Genomic DNA, 24,028 nt, shown 5'->3' with positions numbered 1-24,028 from the left:
AAAAACTAAAGTTTAAATTTAATTATATTAAGGGGGAAACACAATGAAGAGCAATAAGCTTAGAAAAATTTGTGCAGTAGCACTAACACTTGCTCTTGGAATGTCTATTTTTGCAGGATGTGGAAATAGTGATTCAGGAGAAGGTGGAAGAAAATTAATTTATAATCTAGGAGAAGATCCAGATACAATTGATCCTACATTAAATACTTCATCAGGAGCAGGTTCAATAATTGATAATGCTTTTGAAGGATTAATGAGACTAGATGAAAATGAAAAAGCAAAACCAGGTGTAGCTGAAAGTTATGAAGTTTCAGATGATCAACTAGTATATACTTTCCATTTAAGAGAAAATGCTAAGTGGTCAGATGGAGAGCCTGTTACTGCAAAAGATTTTGAATATTCATGGGTAAGAGCTTTAACTAAAGAAACTGCTGCTGAATATAGCTATCAATTATTCTACATAAAGAATGGAGAAAAATTCTATAATGGAGAAGCAACTAGAGAAGAACTAGGAATTGAAGTTGTAGATGATTATACTTTAAAGGTAACTTTAGAGGCTCCAACAGCTTATTTCTTAGAACTTACAGCATTTACAACTTATATGCCGCTTAGAGAAGATATAGTATCAGCTGATCCAGAAGGATGGGCAACTGAACCAGAAACATATATTTCTAATGGACCTTTCAAATTAGTACAATGGGATATGAAAGATCAATTAGTATTTGAAAGAAATGAAGAATATTGGAATGTTGAATCAATAAAACTTCCAGGCGTAGTTTATAAATTAGTTACTGATCAAAATACTGCATATGCATCTTTAAAATCAGGTGAATTTGATATGGTTGATACTGTTCCACCAGCAGAAATTGCATCTGGACAAGAAGAAGGTTTAGTTACAATTTATCCAAACCTTGCAACATATATGCTAGTAATAAATGTTGGTAAGCAATCAACATTACCTGAAGATGTTAAAAAAGCTTTAAGTAATGAAAAAGTAAGAAGAGCTTTATCAATTGCTATAGATAGAAAAGCAATTACTGATAATGTTACTAAATCAGGACAAATTCCTGCATATAGCTTTGTTCCACAAGGAATATTAAATGAAGATGGAGAAGATTTTGCAGATAGAGAATACTATGATGCAAATCAAGCTAATATAGAAGAAGCTAAGAAGTTATTAGCAGAAGCTGGATATCCAAATGGAGAGGGTCTTCCAACTTTAGAGTTTATGTATAACACTGAAGGAGATCATAAGTTAATAGCTCAAGCTATACAACAAGACTGGGCTAAGATAGGTGTTAATGTTGAATTAACTAACCAAGAATGGAAAGTATTCTTAAATACTAGACAAGAAGGTGGTTATGAAATAGCTAGACATGGTTGGTCAGGAGACTATGTTGATCCAATGACATTCTTAGATTTATGGGTAACTGGTGGTGGAAACAATGATGCTGGATACTCAAATCCTGAATATGATAAGCTAGTTGCTGAAGCTAAGCAAGAAGCAGATGCAGATAAGAGATGGGAAATCATGAAGCAAGCTGAAGACATAGTAATGAATGATATGCCAATAATCCCATTATATTACTACACTAAAGTTAAGGGAGCTAAACCTGAAGTTAAGGGGGTTAGAGTTTCTACTTTAGGACATGTATTCTTTGATGGAGCTTATATAGAAGAATAATAAAATTATTAAAGAGAAGGCTGTTTTTAACAGCCTTCTTTTAATTTCCAGCTCTATTGAAGTGTTGGCTAGAAAAACCTTCTCTTTTAATTGATTTATGTTTTGCGTTAGGATTATGATTATGTCCTTCTTCAGTTATTGGAGTTTGATAATTACATTTTTCCATTCTTGCTTTTTTGTTATCAGGTTGACTATCTTTAGGCATAGTATTCCTCCTTAATAATTGTTATATTTTATTATTCCACATAGATTTATAAATAAACTAGAAAAACATGGTGAATAGCTTTCATTAAATGAAAACTAAAAAATGGCTGTCATAAAGACAGCCATACTAATATTATATAAGCTATTTTGTTTTTAATTTAATGTAATAAAATTTATATACCTAGTAAATCTTCCATATTATAAATTCGAGGATAGAACATATCTGCCATATATTCAGCAGCTTTTAAAGCTCCAACTGCAAAAACTTCTCTGGATAATGCAGTGTGTGAAAGTTCTATGATTTCTCCAGAACCTGCAAAAATTATATCATGCTCTCCAACTATTGAGCCACCTCTTACTGCATGAATACCAATTTCATTTTTTTCTCTTTTAGAAAAGCCATCTCTACCAAAAACATACTTAGATTCAATAGGTAATGAGTTTTTAATAGTATCAGCTAATAAAATAGCAGTACCACTTGGCGAATCTACTTTTTGATTATGGTGCTTTTCTATTATTTCTATATCATAATTTTCATATAAATTTGGAACAATCTTCTTTAATAATGAATTTATTAAATTAATTCCTAAAGACATATTGGCAGATTTAAATATAGGAATAATATTACTTTTTTCTTTTATTAATTTTAAATCCTCATCACTATATCCTGTAGAGCATAATATAATTGGTTTATTATTTTTAACAGAAAAGTTTAATAAGTCCACTAAGGCTTCAGGCCTTGAAAAATCAATTAACACATCATAATATATATCTACATCACTAGTATTTTTAAAAACTTTAAAGTTATATTTTTCTGTAGGAAATTTATCTATTCCAGCAACTATTTCAATGTTTGGAAAATTCTTTGAAGCATTAACTACTACCTCACCCATTTTTCCTGAACAACCATTTAATAAAACTTTTATCATATAATTCTCCTTATAATAAATTATAATTTCTTAAAGATTCTATTAATAAATTTAGATTATTACTATCCATTTCACAAAGTGGTAATCTAAAATTACCAACTTCTTTTCCCATTAGATTTAAAGCTGTTTTTACTGGGATAGGATTAGTTTCTATAAATAATTTATTAATTAAATCTATATTTTTTAATTGGAGTTTCAAAGAAGCTTTAAGATCTCCATTTAGATAAGCATAAGTCATGTCATGGACTTCTTTTGGAATTATATTAGCTAATACAGATATTACACCTATACCACCTAAGGATAAAATAGGAATAATTTGATCATCATTTCCTGAGTATATATCTATTTTATCTTGACAAAGAGATTTCATTTCTGCTATTTGGCTTATATTCCCACTAGCTTCCTTAATAGCAACTATATTATTTAATTTAGTTAACTCTAATAATTGTTTTGGAGAAATATTTACACCGGTTCTACTTGGAACATTATATAATATAATAGGAGTATTTACTGCATTATTAATTGCTTCATAATGCTTGTACAATCCATTTGTAGATGTTTTATTATAATAAGGTGTTATTATAAGTAGTGCATCTACACCTACGGATTCTGCGTATTTACTCATTTCAATAGACACATTAGTGTCATTGGTTCCTGTGCCTGCGATAACAGGTACTCTTTTATTAACAGTATCTACAGTGAATTTAATGACTTTTTCTTTCTCTTCATTTGTCATTGTACTAGATTCACCAGTGGTACCACAAATTACAATAGCATCAGTTTTCTCTTCAATATGCCATTCAATTAATTCTTTTAATTTTTTATAATTAACTTCATTATTATCATAGAAAGGTGTTACTATTGCTACTGCTGATCCTTTGAATATTGACATTACATATCACTCCCTATTAATAGTTCAGCTATTTGGACTGCATTAAGTGCAGCTCCTTTTCTAATATTATCAGCAACTACCCATAGGTTTAATCCATTATCTATGCTAAAATCCCTTCTAACACGTCCAATAAAAACACCATCTTTACCACTTGCCATTAGAGGTGTAGGATACTTTAAATTATTAATATCATCATAAAGTGTTATACCATTTGTATTATTAAATAAGTCAAATATATCACTTAATTCAAATGGTTTTTCAAGTTCAACATTTATACTTTCGCTATGACTATTTAATACAGGTACTCTAACAGTAGTTGCTGTAATTTTTAAATTATTATTGTGAAGAATTTTTTTTGTTTCTTCGATCATTTTAATTTCTTCTTTTGTATAACCATTTTCTAAGAATACATCTATTTGAGGTAAACAATTACCAGCTATTGGATAAGGGAATTTCTTAGGTGGTTTTCCATTTAACCCATCTTCTAAATCAGATATTCCTTGAACACCTGCACCTGAGACTGCTTGATAAGTAGAATATACTATTCTTTTTATTCCGTAATTATCCATTAGAGCTTTTAATGGAATCATTGCTTGTATTGTAGAACAGTTCGGATTAGCTATAATTCCATTATGAAGTTTAATATCCTCAGGATTAACCTCAGGAACAACTAAAGGAACATTTTTATCCATTCTAAAAGCACTAGAATTATCTATAACAACAGCACCATAAGATGAAAATATTGGTGAGAATTTTAAACTAACATCTCCACCAGCTGAAAATAAAGCAAAATCAATTTTCTTATTTTTAATATTTTCTTCGGATGTTTCTTCAACAAAATACTTATTGCCTTTAAATGATAGCTCCAAACCAGCAGATCTTTTTGATGCAAAAAGATATAGATTTTTAATAGGAAAATTCCTTTCTTCTAGAATTTCTAAAAACTTTCGACCTACATTACCAGTAGCCCCAACTATAGCAACATTGTACATAAACTTTTCCCCCTTTTATTATAAGTAAATATAAAAATATACTTACTAATAACTATAGTTAAATAATTGAAAAAATTCAATACTTTATTATAATATATAAAATTTTCTTGTATAAAGTGATAAATAAATTTATTTGCATATTGAAAAAAATATTGGGGAAAATATAAATATTAAATTTATAGGGGGTAATAAAATGAGTAAAACACCATTAAAAAAGATAATAAAATCAAAAATAAAATCAAATAAGGAACTTACAGATGCTGAAATATTAAGAGAGAAAATTAAATATGAAATTGCAGATGAATTAGGATTAAAGGAAAAAGTAGATACATATGGATGGGGAGGACTAACAGCAGAAGAAACTGGAAGAATTGGAGGTATTATGACTAAAAGAAAGAGAATGCTTAAAATACCAACTAATGATGAAATATTGGGAAGAAAATAGAGAAATTTACAATGCTTTCATTAACTCATTGACTAAAATAAATTTTACATTTAATATATATAATGAAGTAAATTACTATGATTTAAAATATAGTTAGATTAGATGTAGAATACTTATTATTACTATATAATAGCAATGGGGGTATTACTTTGGCATACGGAGATTTTGCTGAAATTTACGATGAATTAATATATGAAGACATTGATTATGATTCTATGTGTTCTAGGATAATAGAAATTTGTAAAGAGCAAAAAATAAATTTTAATAACTACTTAGATATAGCTTGTGGAACAGGGAATGTAACTTTAAGATTAGCTAAAAATTTTAAAGAAGCTTTTGCTGTTGACTTATCAGAAGATATGTTAAGAGAAGCTTTTGAAAAGTTAAAAAAAGAAAAAGTAAAATGTAAAATACTTTGCCAAGACATGAGCGAACTAACATTAAATAGAAAGTTTGATTTAATAACATCAGTATTAGATTCTAGCAATTATATAATTGAAGAAGATAAATTTATTAATTATTTAAGAAGTGTAAAAAATCATTTAGATGATAATGGAGTATTTATTTTCGATATAAATTCATACTATAAACTTTCAAGTATTTTAGGAAATAATATATATACATATAGTGAAGAAGATGTTTTTTATACTTGGGAAAATGTATTTGAAGAAGAAATATTAAGTATGTATTTAACTTTCTTTGTAAAAAGAGGGGAATTATATGAAAGATTTGAAGAAGAACATTTGGAAAGAGCCTATACTGAGGAGTTTATAGAAGAAAACTTAAAAAAAGTAGGATTTAATCTTATAGGTAAATTTGATGGCTACACTAATTTAAGTGTTTCCAATAACACGGAAAGAATAGTGTATGTTGTAAAAAAGATGAATAAAATGGAGGAATTTTAATGGATAAAATTATAAGAGCTACGGCAAAAGATGGGATGATTAGAATTATTGCTGGAGAAACAACAAATTTAGTTAATACAGGTACAAGTGTTCATGAATGCTCTCCAGTTGCAGCTGCAGCGCTAGGAAGAATGCTAACAGCTGGTTCTTTAATGGGAGTAACATTAAAATCAGATAAGGATGTAATTACTTTAAAAATTAATGGTGGAGGAGAAGCAAAAGGTATAACAGTTACAGCTTATGAAGGTGGAATAGTAAAAGGTTATATTGGAAATCCTTATGGAGAGTTACCTCTTAACTCTAAGGGTAAATTAGATGTTGGTGGATATATAGGAACTAATGGAGAATTTACTGTAATTAGAGACTTAGGAATGAAGGATCCTTATATAGGTCAAGTTCCTATATATACAGGTGAAGTAGCTGAAGATTTAGCATATTACTTTACTGTTTCAGAGCAAACACCATCTGCAGTTGCATTAGGAGTTTTAGTTGATACGGATTATTCAATTAAAATGGCTGGAGGATTTATAATACAAATGATGCCAGATGCTGATGAGTTATTATCAGACTTGCTTACATATAGATTAGAAGAGTTACCTTCTTTAACCACAATGTTATTAGAGCATGGAAGCATTGAAAAAGTTATAGAATTTATATTTGAAGATATGGATTTAAATATATTAGAAGAGATGCAACCAGAATTTAAATGTGATTGTACAAGAGAAAGAGTTGAGTCAGTTTTAGTTTCTATTGGAGAAAAGGATTTAGAAGAAATATATAATGATAAAAAAGAAGAAGAAGTAAGATGCAATTTCTGTAATGCTGCTTATAAGTTTACTCATGAAGAAATTGGAGAAATTTTAAACAAAGCTAGAAATAAATAATTTTAAGATATAAGTATTGTGAGTTTAAGTTAAATAATAAAATTTAATTTTAAAAGTATAGCAATATAGAGAATCCCCATATAGTAGACAAATTTAAAAATACCTTTAGAGGTAAATATTTGTTAACTATTTGGGGATTTTTAATTTAATATAATATATTGGAGGCACCACCCAGATTTGAACTGGGGAATAAAGGTTTTGCAGACCTCTGCCTTACCGCTTGGCTATAGTGCCTAGTTATAATAATAGATTATGCTTGTTTTAAAATTTTGACACTATTTTTAATAAAATTTATTGATAAATATAATAATATATAGGAGGTGATATAATGAGTGTTTTTAATAAGATAAATGATATTCTTTTGAATAGTAATAAACCTTCAATAGAATTAGAAAAGCTATTTAAAGAAGATGAGTTTATAAAAAGTGACTTTAGGATTATAGGGGATTTGAAAAATGTACCTCAAGATAAAAAATTTCATCCTGAAGGTAATGTATGGAATCATACTAAGATGGTTGTAGATTTAGCAGCAAGAATAAAAGAGTATTCAGAAAATAGTAAAAACTTTATGTGGAGTTCAATATTTCATGATATAGGAAAAGTTAAAACTACTAGATTTATTAAAGGAAGATATAGGTCATATAATCATGATATAGAAGGAGAAAAAATTACATATAAAATATTAAAAAATTATATGAATGAAGAAGAGGCTGTAAATATTTCAGAAATAGTTAGATTCCATATGCACCACATTTATATATTAAAGGATTTACCTTTTGCAGATATTGAAAAACTAATTAAAAGCAGCAATTATAATGATATAATATTATTGTTTATATGTGATAAATTAGGTAGAGGAAGTAAAGGTATAGAAGAGAAAATAGATACTATTAATGAAGTTGAATTTATTTTAGAAAAGATAGAAAGATATGAAGCGAATATAAATATTGAAATTAGTAAAAGGTTACAAAAAATAAACGACATTGTAATTAAATAGGAGGTTTTCCTCCTATTTAATTACAATGTTTTTTATGTATATGAAAGTATAAAAAGTTATGCCTTATTATTAACTATTTATACTTTTCTTCCTTTAGTTTGAAAAGAGATAAACATTGTATGACGGCGACTTGGAGCGCATGCGACGGAGCAAGGAATATAATGTTTATCTCTTATTTTATTCTTTATAAGATATATTAATATAAATTTAGAAACATTTATATTAATAATACGTATTATAATAAAGACTAAAGCACAAAAAGGCTACCTCTATCAATTAATTTTGTATTTTTAAGATAAACTGGTTTAACGTCATATTTACTTAAAAATATCTTTACTTCTTCACCATATTTATAAAAGTCTAAATTACCAAAGAAGGCCATTGTGTCAGGTGTTATTAATCCTCCAGTACCTCCGATAAAACCATAATCTAACCCTTCTAGTACTATATCTCCAGGAGGTAAAAGTAATATATCAAAATTGTATTTTAATAAAGTTTTATATATTCCAATATCGTTAGTTATAAGGGCTTTATCTGAAACTGGCAAACATGAGCATTTAGTGTAACCTTGCTTTACATTAATTAAATTTTTATCTTTATTATAAAACAATAAATTTTCATCAGTATATTTCAAATTATGAATGAAGTAATTACTAATATTAAGAGCGTTTAAACATATATTATTTGGATAATTTGTTTTTAAAAAGCTTTTACTATCTATATAAGAAATATTTAAATTATTTAAAGTGTTTTTAAATTTAATATCCATATCTCTATTTATTAAAATTTTTTTTTGGCTTTTATCTAATATATGCACTTGTATATCTACATGCCCATCAATAGCTTTATATAAGTTAGGGTAACGAGGAATTTCAATTATATCTAAATTTAGAGAGCTTAAAATTTCTTTTTCATGACAACTAGTTCTATAATCTACAAAGCAAAACATTATAATCTCCTAATCAATTTTATTTTTTTTATTATAAAATATTTATTATTATTTGTCGATTAGTAAGAAATAATTTTTGAATATAGTTGATTTTTTTATACATACTATTATTAGAAAGGGAGTGGAATCCATGCTTGTTTTAAGACTTGTTTATAATAATAACTTGGATTTTATTAGTGAAATTCAAGAATTAAGATCTTTACTTAAGAAAAAAGACATCAAAATAGGAATAGTAGAAAGTGTGGAATTAGAAAACCATATAGTAAAAATTTTATGTGATGATAGTAGTTATAATGAAAGAGTTAAAGAAATTGTAAATTTATATATAAGCAATATACTATATAAAATTGTATTAGAAGAATATAAAAATAAAGAAATGTTTGATTATTTAACAGAAAATTATTTCTTTTTAAAGCAAGATGAGATAATAGAAATTGAAGATCAAATAATGAAGGTATTATTTAATAATGATTCAATTAGCTTTGACAATTTAATATATTGTCTTAATAAAATAAATAATATAATAGAAAAAATTAAGATTTGCTTAGAGGAAAATTCTGAAATAAATATTAATGGATTTATAAGATTTAGAATGAAAGAACTTAGAGAAGATATAGAGAGTATAGTAGATAAAGTAATTGAAACTTATATGGTAGAAAAAGAATATAGGGAATTTATTAAATTGCTAAAATATTTTGTTGAAATTCAAGAAAGTAAAATTGAAAAAGTAAATATTATTATTGATGGAGAAGGAAATTACTCAATAGTAGATATTGATAAAAAAGATATTTTTAGTGAATTTATGAAGGAAATTATAGAGTGTAAAGTAGATAATGAAGTAAAAATGGAGGATATAATTATTAGCGGATTAATAACTAATGCTCCAAAGAGTGTAGTGATACATGGTAAGGAAAATTGTATTAACAAGGAATTTATTAATACAATTGAAAATGTTTTTGGAAATAAGGTGAGTTTTTGCAAAGATTGTAATTTATGCGCTGAAAAACAAGTTAAATTTTAAAATAATGTTGACAAGTTTTTTAGCAAATAATATAATAACTAGTGTCAAGAAGGAACAAAGCCGTTTCTCACCTTACGGCAAAGCTTAGTAAGGTATATATATTATGTTTTAATTTATCATAAATTAAATTAAAAAATGGATATTACGAGGACGGCATTATGCTGTCTTTTTTATTTTATAAACTTTTAATAATGTTTAAAAGTTTATTATTAAGCATAATTTGAGAGGAGGATTTTATTATGCCAAAAATGAAAACACACAGAGGTGCAGCAAAAAGATTTAAAAAGACTGGAACTGGAAAATTAAAGAGAGCTAAAGCTTTTAAAAGCCATATATTAACTAAGAAAAGCTCTAAGAGAAAGAGAAACTTAAGAAAAACAGCTTATGTTTCAACTACTCAAGAAAAAGCAATGAAAAAATTATTACCATATTTATAGTATGTAGGAGGTTTGAAACATGGCAAGAGTTAAAAGAGCGGTAAATTCACGTAAAAATCATAAAAAAGTATTAAAGCTTGCAAAAGGTTACTACGGTGGAAAGAGTAGATTATTTAAAACTGCTAATGAATCTGTAATAAGAGCTTTAAGAAACGCTTATGTTGGAAGAAGATTAAAGAAGAGAGATTTTAGAAGACTTTGGATAGCTAGAATTAATGCAGCTACAAGAATGAATGGTCTTTCTTATTCAAAATTCATAAATGGAATTAAGTTAGCTGGAATAGATATGAACAGAAAAATGTTATCTGAAATTGCTATTAATGATCCAAAAGCATTTGCAGATCTAGTAGAATTAGCAAAAAGTCAATTAAGTAAATAACATACTGCGACCTATAGGTCGCATTTTTTATATATAATATAAATAAATAACTAGAAAATAGTGTATAATAGGTAATATAAAATTTAGTGTATCTAAGAGGTGAAGATATGCAGTTTAGTTTAAAAGGTAAAATAAAATTAAAAGGGGTACAAATATTAGCATTAGGATTTTTAGTAGCAATTTTTATAGGTGCAATAATATTATCATTGCCTATATCATCTAAAAGTGGTGAAGCTACTAATTTCGTAGATGCTATATTTACATCAACTTCAGCAGTTTGTGTAACAGGGTTAATAACTTTGAATACTAGTGCACATTGGAGTACATTTGGTCAAATTGTTATAATGACTTTAATAGAAATTGGTGGGTTAGGCTTTATGTCCTTTGCAGTATTGATTTCTCTAATACTAGGAAAAAAGATAACTTTAAGAGAAAGATTAGTTATGCAAGAAGCTATGAATACATATTCTATTCAAGGGCTTGTAAGGATGGTAAAATATATTCTTATTTTTACTTTTTCTGTGCAGTTTTTTGGAGCATTATTACTGTCTACTCAATTTGTTCCAGAGTATGGAATAGGGAGAGGGATTTTTTATAGTGTATTTCATTCTATTTCTGCTTTTTGTAATGCAGGATTTGATTTGTTTGGAACAAGTCTTATAAATTATTATGACAATAGTGTAGTTATTTTAGTAATAAGTGCATTAATAATAATAGGTGGATTAGGTTTTGCGGTACTTTTAGAAATATACGAATTTAAAGGGATTAAAAAATTATCTATCCATTCTAAATTAGTAATAATAACAACTGTAATACTAGTATTTGGTGGTACTATTTTAATGCTATTATTTGAATTTAACAATCCTGAAAGTATTGGAAATATGAATATAAAAGATAAATTATTAAATTCTTTCTTTGCATCAGTAAGTCCAAGAACAGCAGGGTTTAATAGTGTCCCAACAGAGGGTATGACTTTAGCTGGTAAATTTTTGACTATTGTATTAATGTTTATTGGTGGATCACCTGGTTCAACAGCAGGAGGATTAAAAACAGTAACATTTGGACTTTTAGTATTAACTGTTATATCAGTTATTAAGGGAAGAGAAGATACAGAAGTATTTGGAAGAAGATTTACTAAAGAATTAGTGTATAAAGCATTTACTTTATTGTTTATTGGTGTATCTTTAGTTATGATATCTACAATGATACTATCTTATACAGAGGTTGGAGCAAGTTTTATAGATTTGTTATATGAAGCAACTTCCGGATTTGGAACAGTTGGTTTAACATTAGGTCTTACACCAAGTTTAAGTCCAATAGGAAAAATACTTATGATTTTAATGATGTATTTTGGTAGAGTGGGTCCTCTTACTGTAGTTTTATCATTAACTAGAAAACGTAAGAAATCAGGATACAAATATCCAGAAGGAAAAATTTTAATTGGTTAGGGAGATGAATAGAATGGGAAATAAGCAATTTGTAATTATAGGTCTAGGTAGATTTGGTTATTCTATTGCAAAAACTTTATATTCGTTAGGAAATGATGTATTAGCTATAGATAAGGATGAGGATATAGTTCAAGAAATAGCAGATAGTGTAACTCATGCTGTTCAATTAGATGCAACAGATGAGAATGCTTTAAGGTCTCTAGGTATTAGAAACTTTGATGTTGCTGTAGTAACAATAGGTGATAATATTCAAGCAAGTGTGATGGCAACATTATTAGTTAAAGAATTAGGAGTAAAGTATATAATTGCTAAAGGACATAGTGATTTACACGCTAAAGTTTTATATAAAATAGGTGCAGATAGAGTAGTACTTCCAGAGAAAGATATGGGAGTAAGAGTAGCTCATAATTTAGTATCTGCTAATATATTAGATTATATTGAACTATCAGAAGACTATAGTGTTATGGAAATCCAGGTTCTTGATGATTGGACTGGAAAAAGCTTAAATGATTTAAGACTTAGAAGTAAGTATGGCATTAATGTTATGGCAATTAAAAGAGGGGATGAAGTAAATTTATCTCCATCAGCAGAAGATATAGTTGAAGATAATGATATTATAGTTGCTATTGGTTCTGCAGAGGATTTAAGCAGATTAGAAGGTATGATAGTGAAATCAAACTAATGAGGTGGATTTTTTGGTTTATATAGAAAGTAAGGATAATAACTTATTTAAATTTGTAAAAAAATTAAAAGATAGAAAATCTAGAGATAAAGAGGGTATGTTTATCTTAGAAGGGTTTCGTTTAATAGAGGAAGCTATTAAAGCTAACATGGAAATAGAGTATATTATAATTTCAAGAGATTATGAAGAAAAATTTAAAAAATTTTTTAGTGAAAATGTAGCTTTTGAAAATAAAATTAATGTTTTTTCCAATAATTTATTTTCTCAAGTTTCTTCAACAGAAAACTCTCAAGGGATTATAGCTGTTACTAAAAAGAAAAACTATAAATACAATTTAGAAGAAGGAAATTTCTTTTTAGTTTGTGATAAGGTTCAAGATCCTGGGAATTTAGGAACGATTATTAGAACAGCTCATGCAGCAGGAGTACACGGGATTATATTAACAAAAGGAACTGTAGATATATATAACGATAAAACAATAAGATCTACAATGGGTTCTATATTTTATATACCTATATTTTATGATGATAGCAATTTTACTATTATAAAAAATCTTAAAGAAGAAGGATTTAGTTTAGTTGCAACATCGTTAAAAGAATCTAAAAATTTTTTTGATGAAAATTTACATGGTAAAATAATATTAGCTGTAGGTAATGAAGGGAATGGAATTAGTAATGAACTTTTTGAATTAGCAGATAAAAAAGTTAAAATTCCAATGCCTGGAGGAGCAGAGTCTTTAAATGTATCTATAGCAACATCAATTATATTATTTGAAAAAGTAAGACAAAATTTAATTAATTTATAATAAAAAACTTACTATTGAAATATGATAAATTTATTTGTATAATAAATTATAAATTAAATATGTAAAGACTGTGAATGAGAAAGTAGATATAAAAGACTTTTCAGGGAGAAGTGGTCTTGGACTGAAAGCCACTTTAAGGAAATTTATATTGAAGTTCCCTCAGGAGTCCTAGAAGTGAAATAATAGTAGTTTCTAGCGGTTTTTTCCGTTAATTAAATTAAGTTGGGTTAAAAAGCTTATTTTTAACCAATTAGGGTGGTAACGCGATACTTCGTCCCTTTTATGGGGACGAAGTTTTTTTATTTTGTATTAAATATATAATATAGCTATTAAATTTTATTTAAATAAATTGAAATTTATATCTAAAAACAGTTATCAATCTGTTTTGTTTATATCAGTAAGGGAGGAAGTAAAATGCAAGAACAATTAATGTCTATTAAAGAAAATGCATTTAATGAATTAAAAGATGCTATTAATAGTGCAAAGTTAGAAGAAATTAGAGTAAAGTATCTGGGAAAAAAAGGAGAGCTAACAACTATACTAAGAAGTATGGGGGGCTTATCTAAAGAGGAAAGACCAGTAGTTGGTAAGCTTGTTAATGAAGTTAAGAAAGAAGTTGAAGATAAGATAGAAGAAATGCTTACTTCAATTAAAGAAAAAGAAAAAAATGCTAAGTTAGCTTCAGAGGTAATAGATATATCTATGCCAGGTAAGAAAAATATAATTGGTAAGAGACATCCTCTTGATTTAACTTTAGAAAGTATGAAAGATATCTTTATTTCTATGGGCTTTACTGTTGAAGAAGGTCCAGAAGTTGAATTAGACTATTATAATTTTGAAGCTTTAAATATTCCTAAAAATCATCCTGCTAGAAGTGAACAAGATACATTTTATGTAAATGATAATTTAGTTCTTAGAACTCAAACATCACCTGTTCAAATAAGAGTTATGGAAAATCAAAAACCACCAATAAAAATGATTGCTCCAGGTAAAGTTTATAGATCAGATGCTGTAGATGCAACTCACTCACCAATATTTTATCAAATGGAAGGTTTAGTTATAGATAAGGGAGTTACTTTTGCAGATCTTAAAGGAACTTTAGAATTATTTGCTAAAAAGATGTTTGGTGAAAATGTTAAAACTAAATTTAGACCTCATCATTTCCCATTTACGGAGCCATCAGCAGAAATGGATGCAACTTGCTTTGTATGTGAAGGAAAAGGGTGTAGAGTTTGTAAAGGAAGTGGCTGGATAGAACTTTTAGGATGTGGAATGGTTCACCCAGAAGTTCTTAGAAATTGTGGTATAGATCCAGAAGTTTATAGTGGATTTGCCTTCGGGTTTGGTGTTGATAGAATGGTTATGCTTAAGTACGGTATAGATGACATCAGATTATTATATGAAAGTGATATGAGATTTTTAAATCAATTTTAATTAACAGGAGGTAAAGGATATGAAAGTACCATTTAATTGGTTAAAAGATTATGTTGAAGTAAATATAGACGCAAAAGAACTTGGAGATAAATTAACTTTATCTGGATCAGCTTTAGAAGAAGTTATTACTCAAGGTGATGAAATAAAAAATATTGTTACAGGTAAAATAGTTGAAATAACACAACATCCAGATGCGGATAAATTAAAAGTTTGTCAAGTTGACATTGGAAATGAAACAATTCAAATAGTTACAGCAGCTACTAATATGGAAGAGCAAGATGTAGTTCCTGTTGCACTACATAAATCAATATTAGCTGATGGAACAGAAATTAAAAAAGGTAAACTTAGAGGAGTAGTATCAAATGGTATGTTCTGTTCAGAAGAAGAACTTGGAATAGCAGGAGATGAGCCAGTTCATGGACTTATGATATTACCAGAGGATGCACCTTTAGGAATGGATATAAAGGAATATTTAAATCTTAATAAATCAATTTTAGATTTTGATATTACTTCAAATAGACCAGATTGTTTAAGTATAGTTGGTATGGCAAGAGAAACAGCAGCAACTCTTAGAACTAATTATAAAATGCCAAACTTAAATTATGAAGTAAAATCTAATGAAAATATAAATGATAAAATTAAAGTAGAAGTTAGAGATGCTTTATGTAGAAGATATATGGCAAGAGGTGTTAAGAATGTTAAAATAATGCCTTCACCAGGTTGGATGCAAGAAAGATTATTAGAAGCAGGGGTAAGACCTATTAACAATATAGTAGATATTACTAATTTTGTTATGTTAGAAATTGGTGAACCTATGCATGCTTTTGATGCTAGAGAAATTAAAAGTGGTAAAATAGTAGTTGAAAGAGCTAATGATAATGAAAAGTTTATTACTTTAGATGAAGTTGAAAGAACTTTAGATTCATCATTCCTTTGCATAAAAGATGATAATAGATCAATTGGTCTTGCTGGAATAATGGGCGGATTAAATTCTGAAATACAAGAAGATACTACAGAAGTAATATTTGAAGCAGCTAATTTTGATGGAACAAATATTAGAGTTAACTCTAAAAAGCTTAACTTAAGAAGTGAAAGTTCAGCTAGATTTGAAAAAGATATAGATCCAAATCTTGCAGAATTAGCTATAAATAGAGCTTGTGCATTAGTATGTGAGCTTGGTTGTGGAGAAGTAATGGAAGGAACTATAGATATATATAACTCTAAAAAAGAAGAGGGATATATTACTGTAGATTCTAAATGGATAAACAAGTTCTTAGGAACAGAAATTTCTAAAGAGGATATGAAAAAGTATCTTGATTCATTAGAGTTAAAAACAGAAATAAATGGAGAAAATTTAAATATAACAATACCTACTTTTAGAATAGATATTGCTATTAAGGAAGATATAGCTGAGGAAGTAGCAAGAATATATGGATATGATAAAATACCAACAACTATATTTAATATTTCAACTGGAAGAGAGCCGAAATATAAGAATGAATTATTAAGAGATTTAATGGTTAGAACTATGGTATCTAGTGGATTAAATCAATCTATAAGTTATTCATTTATATCACCAAAGGTTTTTGATAAAATAAGTTTACCAGAAGATAGTGAGTTAAGAAAAGTAGTAAAAATAAAAAATCCATTAGGAGAAGATTACTCAGTAATGAGAACTACAACTATTCATTCAATGATGGAATGTTTAGGTAGAAACTACTCAAGAAATAATGGCTATGCAAGATTATTTGAAATAGGAAAAGTATATATTCCAAATGAAGATGAAACTGTTATTCCAACTGAAAAGAATATATTAACTATTGGAATGTATGGTAATTGTGATTACTTAGATTTAAAAGGAATAGTTGAAAATGCTCTTGAAGCTTTAGGATTGAATAAGGTTATGTTTACAAGAGAAAGTGATAATCCAAGTTATCATCCAGGTAAAACAGCTGCTTTAATGATTGGAAACACTAAGGTTGGAGTATTGGGAGAAGTTCATCCAGATGTATCAGAAAACTATGGAGTAGATGTAAACTGTTATTTAGCTGAGCTAAACTTAGATTTACTATTTGATTACTCTAAAATAAATAAGAAATATAAAGCTTTACCTAAATTCCCAGCAGTTACAAGAGATATTGCTTTACTTGTAAATGATGAAGTTTTAGTTCAAGAAATAGAAGATACTATTAAAAGAGCTGGTGGAAACTTAGTAGAAAAGGTTGAGTTATTTGATATTTATAAGGGAGCTCAAATTCCAGAAGGTAAGAAGAGTATAGCCTATGCAATAGCTTATAGAGATGAAAGAAAAACATTAACTGATAATGATGTAAATAAAGTTCATGATAAAATTCTAAGAAGCTTAGAGCATAAACTTGGAGCTACTTTAAGATAAATTTAAAAAATAAAGCTGCGTGAAGATGTAGCTTTATTTTTTTTAGAAGTTTTAATAATTTTTTATTATTTTCTTTATAATTAGATTATATTTTAATATGTAAATAGACAAATTTATGTTAAAATTAAATTAATATAATTATTATGTTATGAGGTGTATTATGAGTACTGTTACTATAAATATAAATGGAATGGAATATAATTTAAAAGGAAGAGAAACGGAAGAATATTTATTACAAATAGCTAATTATGTAGAAGGAAAAATTAAAGATTTAAGTGAAAATAATAGAAAGTTAAGTACTACAGCAGCAGCAACTTTAGCAGCTATAAATATAGCAGATGAATTATATAAGGCTGATAAAGAAATAGAAAATTTATATAATAAGAATGCTTTATTAGAAGAGGAAAATACTAAATTAGATGAAAAAGTTAAGAATGTTGTTGAAGACACAACAAAAATTGATGAATTGAGTAAGATAATAGAAGAACTTAAAAGTGAGAATGATTTACTTAGAAATGAAATAGAAAATTACTCTAGTGAAATAGAAGTAATTAAAGAAAATAATAAGAACCTTAATGAAAAAGAAAATTTATATAAAAATAAAATAGATAAGTTAAATGAAGAATATAAGATGATAGAAAAATCAAGTAAGGATAAGATAGATAAGCTTAGTAGAGAATATAAATTGAATGAAGAAAAATATAAAGGTAAGATAAATAAATTAGCTGAAGATTATAGATTAAAAGAAGAAACAAATAAGGATAAAATAAATAAATTAACTGAAGAGTATGAAATAAGAGAAGAAAACTATAAAGATAGGATAAATAATTTAATGAAAGAGCATAAATTAAGAGAAGAAACATATAAAAATAATCTTAATAAGCTAATGGAAGAATGTAGAATTAATGAAGCGCAACATAAAGATAATTTAAATAAATTAGATGAAGAATTTAGAGTTATGAAAGAAGATTATAATAAGATAAAAATACAAAGGGACAAGCTGAAAGATATAAATAAAGAGACTAAGTTTAACTTGCAAAATTTAAAATACAAAGTTTTAGATTTAGAAAAGAAGCTTCTAGATGCTCAAATTAACCTTGTAAAGGAAAAAAGAAGGGAAAATGTTTTATTAAAACAATAATTTATGGAGATGATTTAACATCTCCTTTTAGAGTTTATTAGGAGATATTAAACTGATGATAGAAAAAAAACTAGAAGTATGTTATATATAATAAAGATGATTTAGATAAACATAAATAAACAAAAGTTTAGGAGAAGTATTTATGAATAGAATAGAGATTTTAGCTCCAGCTGGGAGCATGGAAAGTCTTATTGCAGCAATGAATAAAGGTGCAGATGCTGTTTATTTAGGCGGTAATAAATTTTCGGCAAGGGCGTATGCCTCTAATTTTGATAATGATAATATGATAAAAGCAGTTGATTATGTTCATAGTTATGGAGCTAAAGTTTATGTAACATTAAATACAATTTTAAAAGAAAATGAAATTGAAGAAGCTGTAAGATATGTAGGTTTTTTATATGAAATAGGAGTAGATGCTATAATACTACAGGATTTAGGTTTATTTAAAAGAATAAAAGAGGAATTTCCTGATTTTGAAATTCATGCGTCAACTCAAATGACTATACATAATGGAGAAGGAGCTTTATTTTTTAAGGAAAAGGGATTCCATAGAATAGTTTTATCAAGAGAGTTATCAATAGATGAAGTAAAGTATATTTCTAAGGATTTAGGAATAGAAACGGAAATTTTTGTTCATGGTGCTTTATGCATTTCTTACTCTGGTCAATGTCTTATGAGTTCAATGATTGGAGGAAGAAGTGGAAATAGAGGAAGATGTGCTCAGCCTTGTAGAATGGAATATACATTAAAAGGTATAAATTCAGGAGAAAGAAAAGCATATCTATTAAGTCCTAAGGATACATGTACTATAGAAAATGTAAAAGATATAATTGATTCTGGAACATATTCATTAAAGATTGAAGGAAGAATGAAAAGAGCTGAATATGTTGCCGGTGTAGTTGATAATTATAAAAAAGCTGTTGAAAAAGAATTATATAAAACTGAATATAATGTAAATAAAGGAAAAAGAGAATTGCTTCAATTATTTAATAGAGGTGGATTTTCTAATGCATATTTACATAAAAATTTAGGTAAAGATATGATGAGCTTTAATCATCCTAGAAATACCGGAGTTCCTTTAGGAAAAATAGAGAAGTCCGGTGAAATAATATTAAAAGAAAATATTGCTTTAGGTGATGGATTTAGATTCAGAGATACTGGTTTTAATATAAATAAAATAATTAAAGATGGATTAGAGGTTAAGGAAGCTAAAAGAGGAGAGAAAGTTAAGATTTTCCCAAAGGCTTATAAAATAGGAGATGAGATTTTTAAATCTTTAGATAAAAAGCTTTTTCAATCTCTTGAAGATTCTTTAAAGCCTTATAATAGGAAGATAGATTTAACTGCAAAGGTTAGCTTTAAAATTTCTGAGCCTTTGAAGCTGATTGTTACTTATAATGATAAAGAATATACTTTCTTAGGAGAAATAGTTAATAAAGCTGAGAAAAAACCTTTAAGTAAAGAAAGAATAATTGAAGCACTAAGTAAATCCTCTGATAGCGTGTTTAAGTTAAATGAAATAGAATTTATAAATTTTGAAGATGGGTTTTTAAGGATTAGCGATGTAAATAACTTAAGAAGAGAAGCGCTTGAATCTATACAAAAATCTATAACTAAATCTTACAGAAGAAAAAGACCAGAAAAGAATGAAAAGATAAAAGAAGAGATTAATAAAAAAGTTTCTTTTGATATAATGTATCAATGTATAACAAAAGAACAATTAAAGGCTATTCTAGAAGAAGGAGCTACTGATATAATTATAGATGTATTTAATAGAGATAAGGATGCTTTAAAAATTCAAGATATAATTAATTTATATGAAGAGAAAAATGTGAATATATATTTAAAGATACCAAATATAATAAAAAGTGAGTTTAATACTGTAGTAAATTTAATAGAAAAAGTTAAAAATTATATAAAGGGTATAGTAACAGTTAATGCTGGTATAATAAGAAAATATCAAAATGAATTAATAATAATTGGAGATTATAAACTTAATATAATAAACTCCGAAGCTTTAAAGTTTTATCAAAAAGAAATACATGTTCCAACTCTTAGTTTAGAATTAAATAGAAAAGAAATTAAAACTATGCTAAAAGGTAATAAAGGAAACATACAAGGTATCGTATATGGGAAAACTGAGCTTATGATAAGCGAATATTGTCCAATAGGAAGTACATTTGGAGAAAAATCTTCATGTAAGGATTGTAATTTAGCTTGCACTAGAGATAAATTTACATTAATTGATAGAATGAATGAGAAATTTAGAGTTATGACGGATATTTTCTGTAGAAGCTATATATTAAATCCGAGTCCATTGAATCTTATTGAAGAAAAAGAAGATTTAGTATCTTTAGGCGTAAATTCATTTAGAGTTGAATTTAGAGACGAAAGCTATAATGAAGTAAAAAAAGTATTTAAAATGATAAGGCATGAAGAAGAAATTAATTCTAAAGAATATACTAAGGGACATTATAGAAGAGGTATAGAATAGATAAGTGAGGTGATTTTATGGAAGAAAGAACTCTTAAAATATTAGAATTTAATAAAATAAAGGAGAAAATAAAGGATTATGCAGTAACTAAAGGTGGTAAGTCTTTAGTAGATGAATTAAAGCCTTATGACACTATATTTGAAGTTAAAAATAAATTAAAAGAAACGGAAGAAGCATTAAATTTATTAATAACAAAAGGGAATCCTCCTTTTGAAGGATTACATGATGTTAAAGATGCTGTAGAAAGAGCTAAAAAAGGTGGAATATTATCAGCTGGACAATTACTTAAAATTGGAGGAATGCTTAAATGTTCTAGAAGATTTAAGGATTATATATCAAGAAGAGAGGATGAAACACCTCATATAATTTTAGAAGACTTAGCATATATTTTAACACCAGTAAAACACTTAGAAGAAATTATAGAAATATCGATAATTTCTGAAGAAGAAATAAGTGATAGAGCAAGTTCCCTTTTAAATTCTATAAGAAGAAATTTAAAAGAAAAAAATTCTTCTGTAAGGGATAAAATAAATTCGATAGTTAGAGCAAATGCAAAGTATTTGCAAGATTCATTGTATACTATGAGAGGAGATAGATATGTTTTACCTGTTAAAGCAGAACATAAATCTTCAGTTCCAGGATTAGTTCATGATCAGAGCTCGACTGGTGCAACTCTTTTCATTGAACCTATGAGTTTAGTTAATTTAAATAATGAAATAAAAGAGATTAAGCTTAAAGAAAAAGCAGAAATTGAAAGAATACTTATGGATTTATCTAATAGGGTATATGAAGTTATAGACACTGTTGAAAGTAACTATAAAATTCTTACGGAGTTAGATTTTATCTTTGCTAAGGGAAAATATGGATCAAGCTTAAATGCTATTTGTCCTGATGTTAATGAAGATAAAAGCTTTGATATAATACAAGGTAGACACCCGCTTATTGATGCAAAGTTTGTAGTACCTTCGGATATATATTTAGGAAAAGAATTTGATACCTTAATGATTACTGGACCTAATACTGGAGGTAAAACTGTTACTTTAAAGACTGTTGGATTATTACATTTAATGGGATTAAGTGGATTGTTGATACCTGCTAAAGATAATTCGAGTATTAGTTTCTTTACAAGGATTTTTGCGGATATAGGAGATGAACAAAGTATAGAACAATCATTATCAACTTTTTCATCTCATATGACCAATATTGTTAAAATAATGGATAAAGCGGATGAAAATTCATTAGTATTATTTGATGAAATTGGGTCAGGAACTGATCCTGTTGAAGGAGCAGCGCTTGCGGTTGCAGTACTTGAAACTCTAAGAGAGCAAGGAGCTAGAATAATTGCAACTACTCACTATAGTGAATTAAAGGGATATGCACTTAGAACAACTGGTATTGAAAATGCTTCTGTAGAATTTGATGTAGAGACATTAAAACCAACATATAGATTATTAATAGGTGTTCCTGGAAAATCTAATGCTTTTGAAATATCTAAAAGATTAGGGTTAAAAGAGGATGTAATAAATAAAGCAAAAGAAAATATAGCATCAGAAAATCTTAAATTTGAAGATTTAATTAGAGATTTACAAGAAAAAAGTATCTTAGCTAATAGAGATGCAAGAGAAGCTAAGAAAATAAAATTAGAAGCTGAAGAATTAAAGAATAAGTATGATGAAAAACTTAAAAAATTAGATGAAATAAGAGATAAAGCCTATGGAGAAGCAAGAAGAGAAGCGAGAGATATAATTTCAAAAGCAAAAGATGAAGCAGATGAAATATTAAAAGCAATGAGAGAACTTGAAAAATTAGGAATTGCGCAAGGCGGAAGAGCTAGACTAGAAGAAGAAAGAAAAAAACTTAAGGATAGTTTAGAGAAAAAAGAAGCTTCTATTTATAAAGAAAAGGAAAGCAAAGGAGAATTAATAGAGAAGGTAACTTTGGGAATGGATGCTTATCTACCTTCTTTAAACCAAAATGTTATTATAATTTCAATGCCTGATTCAAAAGGAGAAGTTCAAGTTGAAGCAGGAATTATGAAGATAAATGTTAAACTTAAAGATTTAAGAAAATTAAATAATAAAACAACTAAAAAAGAAAAGAAAAAAAGAGAGTTAAATTTAAATTTAAAATCTGTTGATAGTAGAATAGATTTAAGAGGAATGGATTCTGAAGAAGCTTGCTATAAAGTAGATAAATATTTAGATGAGGCATATATAGCAAATTTAGGTGAAGTTACTATAGTACATGGTAAAGGTACTGGAGTTCTTAGAAAAGCTATCAATGATATGTTAAAGAGACATCCACATGTAAAAAGTTATAGGCTTGGTGAATATGGTGAAGGTGGAGACGGTGTTACTATAGCAATACTAAAATAATATTAAAATAATATTAAGATAAAGAGACTCATTTTTAAGAGTCTCTTTTTATGGTATAATTGTATAAAGAAAAGAGGTGTTTAAAATGTATCTTATAAGCAGCTGTTTGTGTGGAGTTAATTGTAAATACAGTGGTGGTAATAATTTGAATGAAAAATGTTTAAATCTTTTCAATGAAGGAAAGGCTATATTAGCATGTCCAGAGAAACTTGGAGGCCTTTCAACACCTAGAACACCTGCAGAAATAAAGGGTACAGCTAGGGGTGTTATAAACAAAGTAGATATAGTAGTTACAAAAGATAATATTGATGTTACAGAGGCTTTCTTAAAAGGAGCTTATGAAACTTTACATATAGCCAAATTAAGTAAAATAAAAAAAGCAATTCTTAAAGATGGAAGCCCTTCTTGTGGTGTTAATTATGTTTATGATGGTAGTTTTGAAGGTATAAGGATAAATGGGAAAGGTATAACAGCAACTATTCTAGAAGAAAATGGAATAGAAGTTTTAAGTGAAGTTGACTTTGGAGGAAAATAAA

22 protein-coding genes, 1 tRNA gene and 1 other annotated feature are annotated in these 24,028 nt (G+C 27.4%); of the genes, 17 read left to right on the top strand and 6 right to left on the bottom strand.

Annotated features, from left to right (window positions below):
* Positions 1-43: 43 nt before the first annotated feature.
* Complete coding sequence (locus H9660_RS00840; RefSeq protein WP_191747561.1) at positions 44-1,684, top strand: peptide ABC transporter substrate-binding protein; 1,641 nt, start codon at positions 44-46, stop codon at positions 1,682-1,684.
* 40 nt (positions 1,685-1,724) lie between these two features.
* Here the strand turns inward: H9660_RS00840 and H9660_RS00835 are convergent, their stop codons facing one another.
* From H9660_RS00835 to H9660_RS00820, 4 genes are all read right to left on the bottom strand, one after another.
* Entirely contained in the window at positions 1,725-1,889 is a 165-nt protein-coding gene (locus H9660_RS00835; RefSeq protein ID WP_191747559.1) for a hypothetical protein, read from the bottom strand.
* 172 nt (positions 1,890-2,061) lie between these two features.
* Positions 2,062-2,817 (bottom strand): 4-hydroxy-tetrahydrodipicolinate reductase, encoded by a 756-nt coding sequence (gene dapB / locus H9660_RS00830; protein WP_191747557.1) that lies wholly within the window; start codon positions 2,815-2,817, stop codon positions 2,062-2,064.
* Positions 2,818-2,827: 10 nt separating this feature from the next.
* Positions 2,828-3,709: a 4-hydroxy-tetrahydrodipicolinate synthase gene (gene dapA, locus H9660_RS00825; protein WP_191747554.1), complete on the bottom strand. Its 882-nt coding sequence runs from the start codon at positions 3,707-3,709 to the stop codon at positions 2,828-2,830.
* A complete protein-coding gene (locus H9660_RS00820; protein WP_191747552.1) occupies positions 3,709-4,701 on the bottom strand; it encodes an aspartate-semialdehyde dehydrogenase in 993 nt (330 codons plus the stop codon). Before H9660_RS00820 ends, dapA begins: the two co-directional genes overlap by 1 nt.
* A gap of 193 nt (positions 4,702-4,894) precedes the next feature.
* On the opposite strand from H9660_RS00820, the gene H9660_RS00815 reads away from it, so the two are divergent.
* From H9660_RS00815 to hslO, 3 genes are all read left to right on the top strand, one after another.
* Complete coding sequence (locus tag H9660_RS00815) at positions 4,895-5,146, top strand: alpha/beta-type small acid-soluble spore protein (RefSeq protein ID WP_191747544.1); 252 nt, start codon at positions 4,895-4,897, stop codon at positions 5,144-5,146.
* A 149-nt stretch (positions 5,147-5,295) separates the two neighbouring features.
* The gene (locus tag H9660_RS00810; RefSeq protein ID WP_191747542.1) at positions 5,296-6,051 is read left to right on the top strand and encodes a class I SAM-dependent DNA methyltransferase; all 756 of its coding nucleotides are present in this window, start codon (positions 5,296-5,298) and stop codon (positions 6,049-6,051) included.
* The gene (hslO, locus tag H9660_RS00805; protein ID WP_191747540.1) at positions 6,051-6,935 is read left to right on the top strand and encodes an Hsp33 family molecular chaperone HslO; all 885 of its coding nucleotides are present in this window, start codon (positions 6,051-6,053) and stop codon (positions 6,933-6,935) included. Before H9660_RS00810 ends, hslO begins: the two co-directional genes overlap by 1 nt.
* 159 nt (positions 6,936-7,094) lie before the next feature.
* Here hslO and H9660_RS00800 read toward each other — a convergent pair.
* Positions 7,095-7,169 (bottom strand) — tRNA-Cys (locus H9660_RS00800).
* Between the two features lie 94 nt (positions 7,170-7,263).
* Between H9660_RS00800 and H9660_RS00795 the strand changes: the two genes are divergently transcribed.
* The gene (locus tag H9660_RS00795; protein WP_191747538.1) at positions 7,264-7,932 is read left to right on the top strand and encodes an HD domain-containing protein; all 669 of its coding nucleotides are present in this window, start codon (positions 7,264-7,266) and stop codon (positions 7,930-7,932) included.
* 247 nt (positions 7,933-8,179) lie between these two features.
* Here the strand turns inward: H9660_RS00795 and H9660_RS00790 are convergent, their stop codons facing one another.
* Positions 8,180-8,881 carry a DUF6873 family GME fold protein gene (locus tag H9660_RS00790; RefSeq protein WP_191747535.1) on the bottom strand — a complete coding sequence of 234 codons (702 nt, stop codon included), beginning with the start codon at positions 8,879-8,881 and terminating at the stop codon, positions 8,180-8,182.
* Positions 8,882-9,011: 130 nt separating this feature from the next.
* Here H9660_RS00790 and ytxC point away from each other — a divergent pair, with 130 nt between their 5' ends.
* From ytxC to H9660_RS00730, 12 genes are all read left to right on the top strand, one after another.
* Complete coding sequence (ytxC, locus tag H9660_RS00785) at positions 9,012-9,902, top strand: putative sporulation protein YtxC (protein WP_191747533.1); 891 nt, start codon at positions 9,012-9,014, stop codon at positions 9,900-9,902.
* Between the two features lie 239 nt (positions 9,903-10,141).
* A complete protein-coding gene (rpmI, locus tag H9660_RS00780) occupies positions 10,142-10,339 on the top strand; it encodes a 50S ribosomal protein L35 (RefSeq protein ID WP_008679235.1) in 198 nt (65 codons plus the stop codon).
* Positions 10,340-10,358: 19 nt separating this feature from the next.
* On the top strand, positions 10,359-10,718 hold the full coding sequence (gene rplT / locus H9660_RS00775) for a 50S ribosomal protein L20 (RefSeq protein WP_191747531.1): 360 nt from the start codon (positions 10,359-10,361) through the stop codon (positions 10,716-10,718).
* Positions 10,719-10,825: 107 nt separating this feature from the next.
* Positions 10,826-12,166 carry a TrkH family potassium uptake protein gene (locus H9660_RS00770; RefSeq protein ID WP_191747529.1) on the top strand — a complete coding sequence of 447 codons (1,341 nt, stop codon included), beginning with the start codon at positions 10,826-10,828 and terminating at the stop codon, positions 12,164-12,166.
* Between the two features lie 13 nt (positions 12,167-12,179).
* Positions 12,180-12,848 (top strand): potassium channel family protein, encoded by a 669-nt coding sequence (locus H9660_RS00765; protein ID WP_191747527.1) that lies wholly within the window; start codon positions 12,180-12,182, stop codon positions 12,846-12,848.
* 13 nt (positions 12,849-12,861) lie between these two features.
* Positions 12,862-13,653: a TrmH family RNA methyltransferase gene (locus tag H9660_RS00760; protein WP_191747525.1), complete on the top strand. Its 792-nt coding sequence runs from the start codon at positions 12,862-12,864 to the stop codon at positions 13,651-13,653.
* 61 nt (positions 13,654-13,714) lie between these two features.
* Positions 13,715-13,935: a binding site (T-box leader), on the top strand.
* Positions 13,936-14,067: 132 nt separating this feature from the next.
* The gene (gene pheS, locus H9660_RS00755) at positions 14,068-15,087 is read left to right on the top strand and encodes a phenylalanine--tRNA ligase subunit alpha (protein ID WP_191747523.1); all 1,020 of its coding nucleotides are present in this window, start codon (positions 14,068-14,070) and stop codon (positions 15,085-15,087) included.
* A 19-nt stretch (positions 15,088-15,106) separates the two neighbouring features.
* Complete coding sequence (gene pheT, locus H9660_RS00750) at positions 15,107-17,482, top strand: phenylalanine--tRNA ligase subunit beta (RefSeq protein WP_191747521.1); 2,376 nt, start codon at positions 15,107-15,109, stop codon at positions 17,480-17,482.
* A gap of 160 nt (positions 17,483-17,642) precedes the next feature.
* Positions 17,643-18,623: a cell division protein ZapA gene (locus H9660_RS00745; protein ID WP_191747519.1), complete on the top strand. Its 981-nt coding sequence runs from the start codon at positions 17,643-17,645 to the stop codon at positions 18,621-18,623.
* A 142-nt stretch (positions 18,624-18,765) separates the two neighbouring features.
* Positions 18,766-21,117, top strand: a complete 2,352-nt coding sequence (locus H9660_RS00740) for a U32 family peptidase (protein WP_191747517.1) — start codon at positions 18,766-18,768, stop codon at positions 21,115-21,117.
* A 17-nt stretch (positions 21,118-21,134) separates the two neighbouring features.
* Positions 21,135-23,492 carry an endonuclease MutS2 gene (locus H9660_RS00735; protein WP_191747515.1) on the top strand — a complete coding sequence of 786 codons (2,358 nt, stop codon included), beginning with the start codon at positions 21,135-21,137 and terminating at the stop codon, positions 23,490-23,492.
* Positions 23,493-23,577: 85 nt separating this feature from the next.
* Complete coding sequence (locus H9660_RS00730; RefSeq protein WP_191747513.1) at positions 23,578-24,027, top strand: 2-thiouracil desulfurase family protein; 450 nt, start codon at positions 23,578-23,580, stop codon at positions 24,025-24,027.
* Position 24,028 lies beyond the last annotated feature (1 nt).

The organism is Clostridium gallinarum (assembly GCF_014836325.1).
Lineage (GTDB): Bacteria > Bacillota > Clostridia > Clostridiales > Clostridiaceae > Clostridium > Clostridium gallinarum.
Note: the sequence above shows the minus strand (reverse complement) of the source record. Positions and strands in the feature narration are given on the sequence as shown.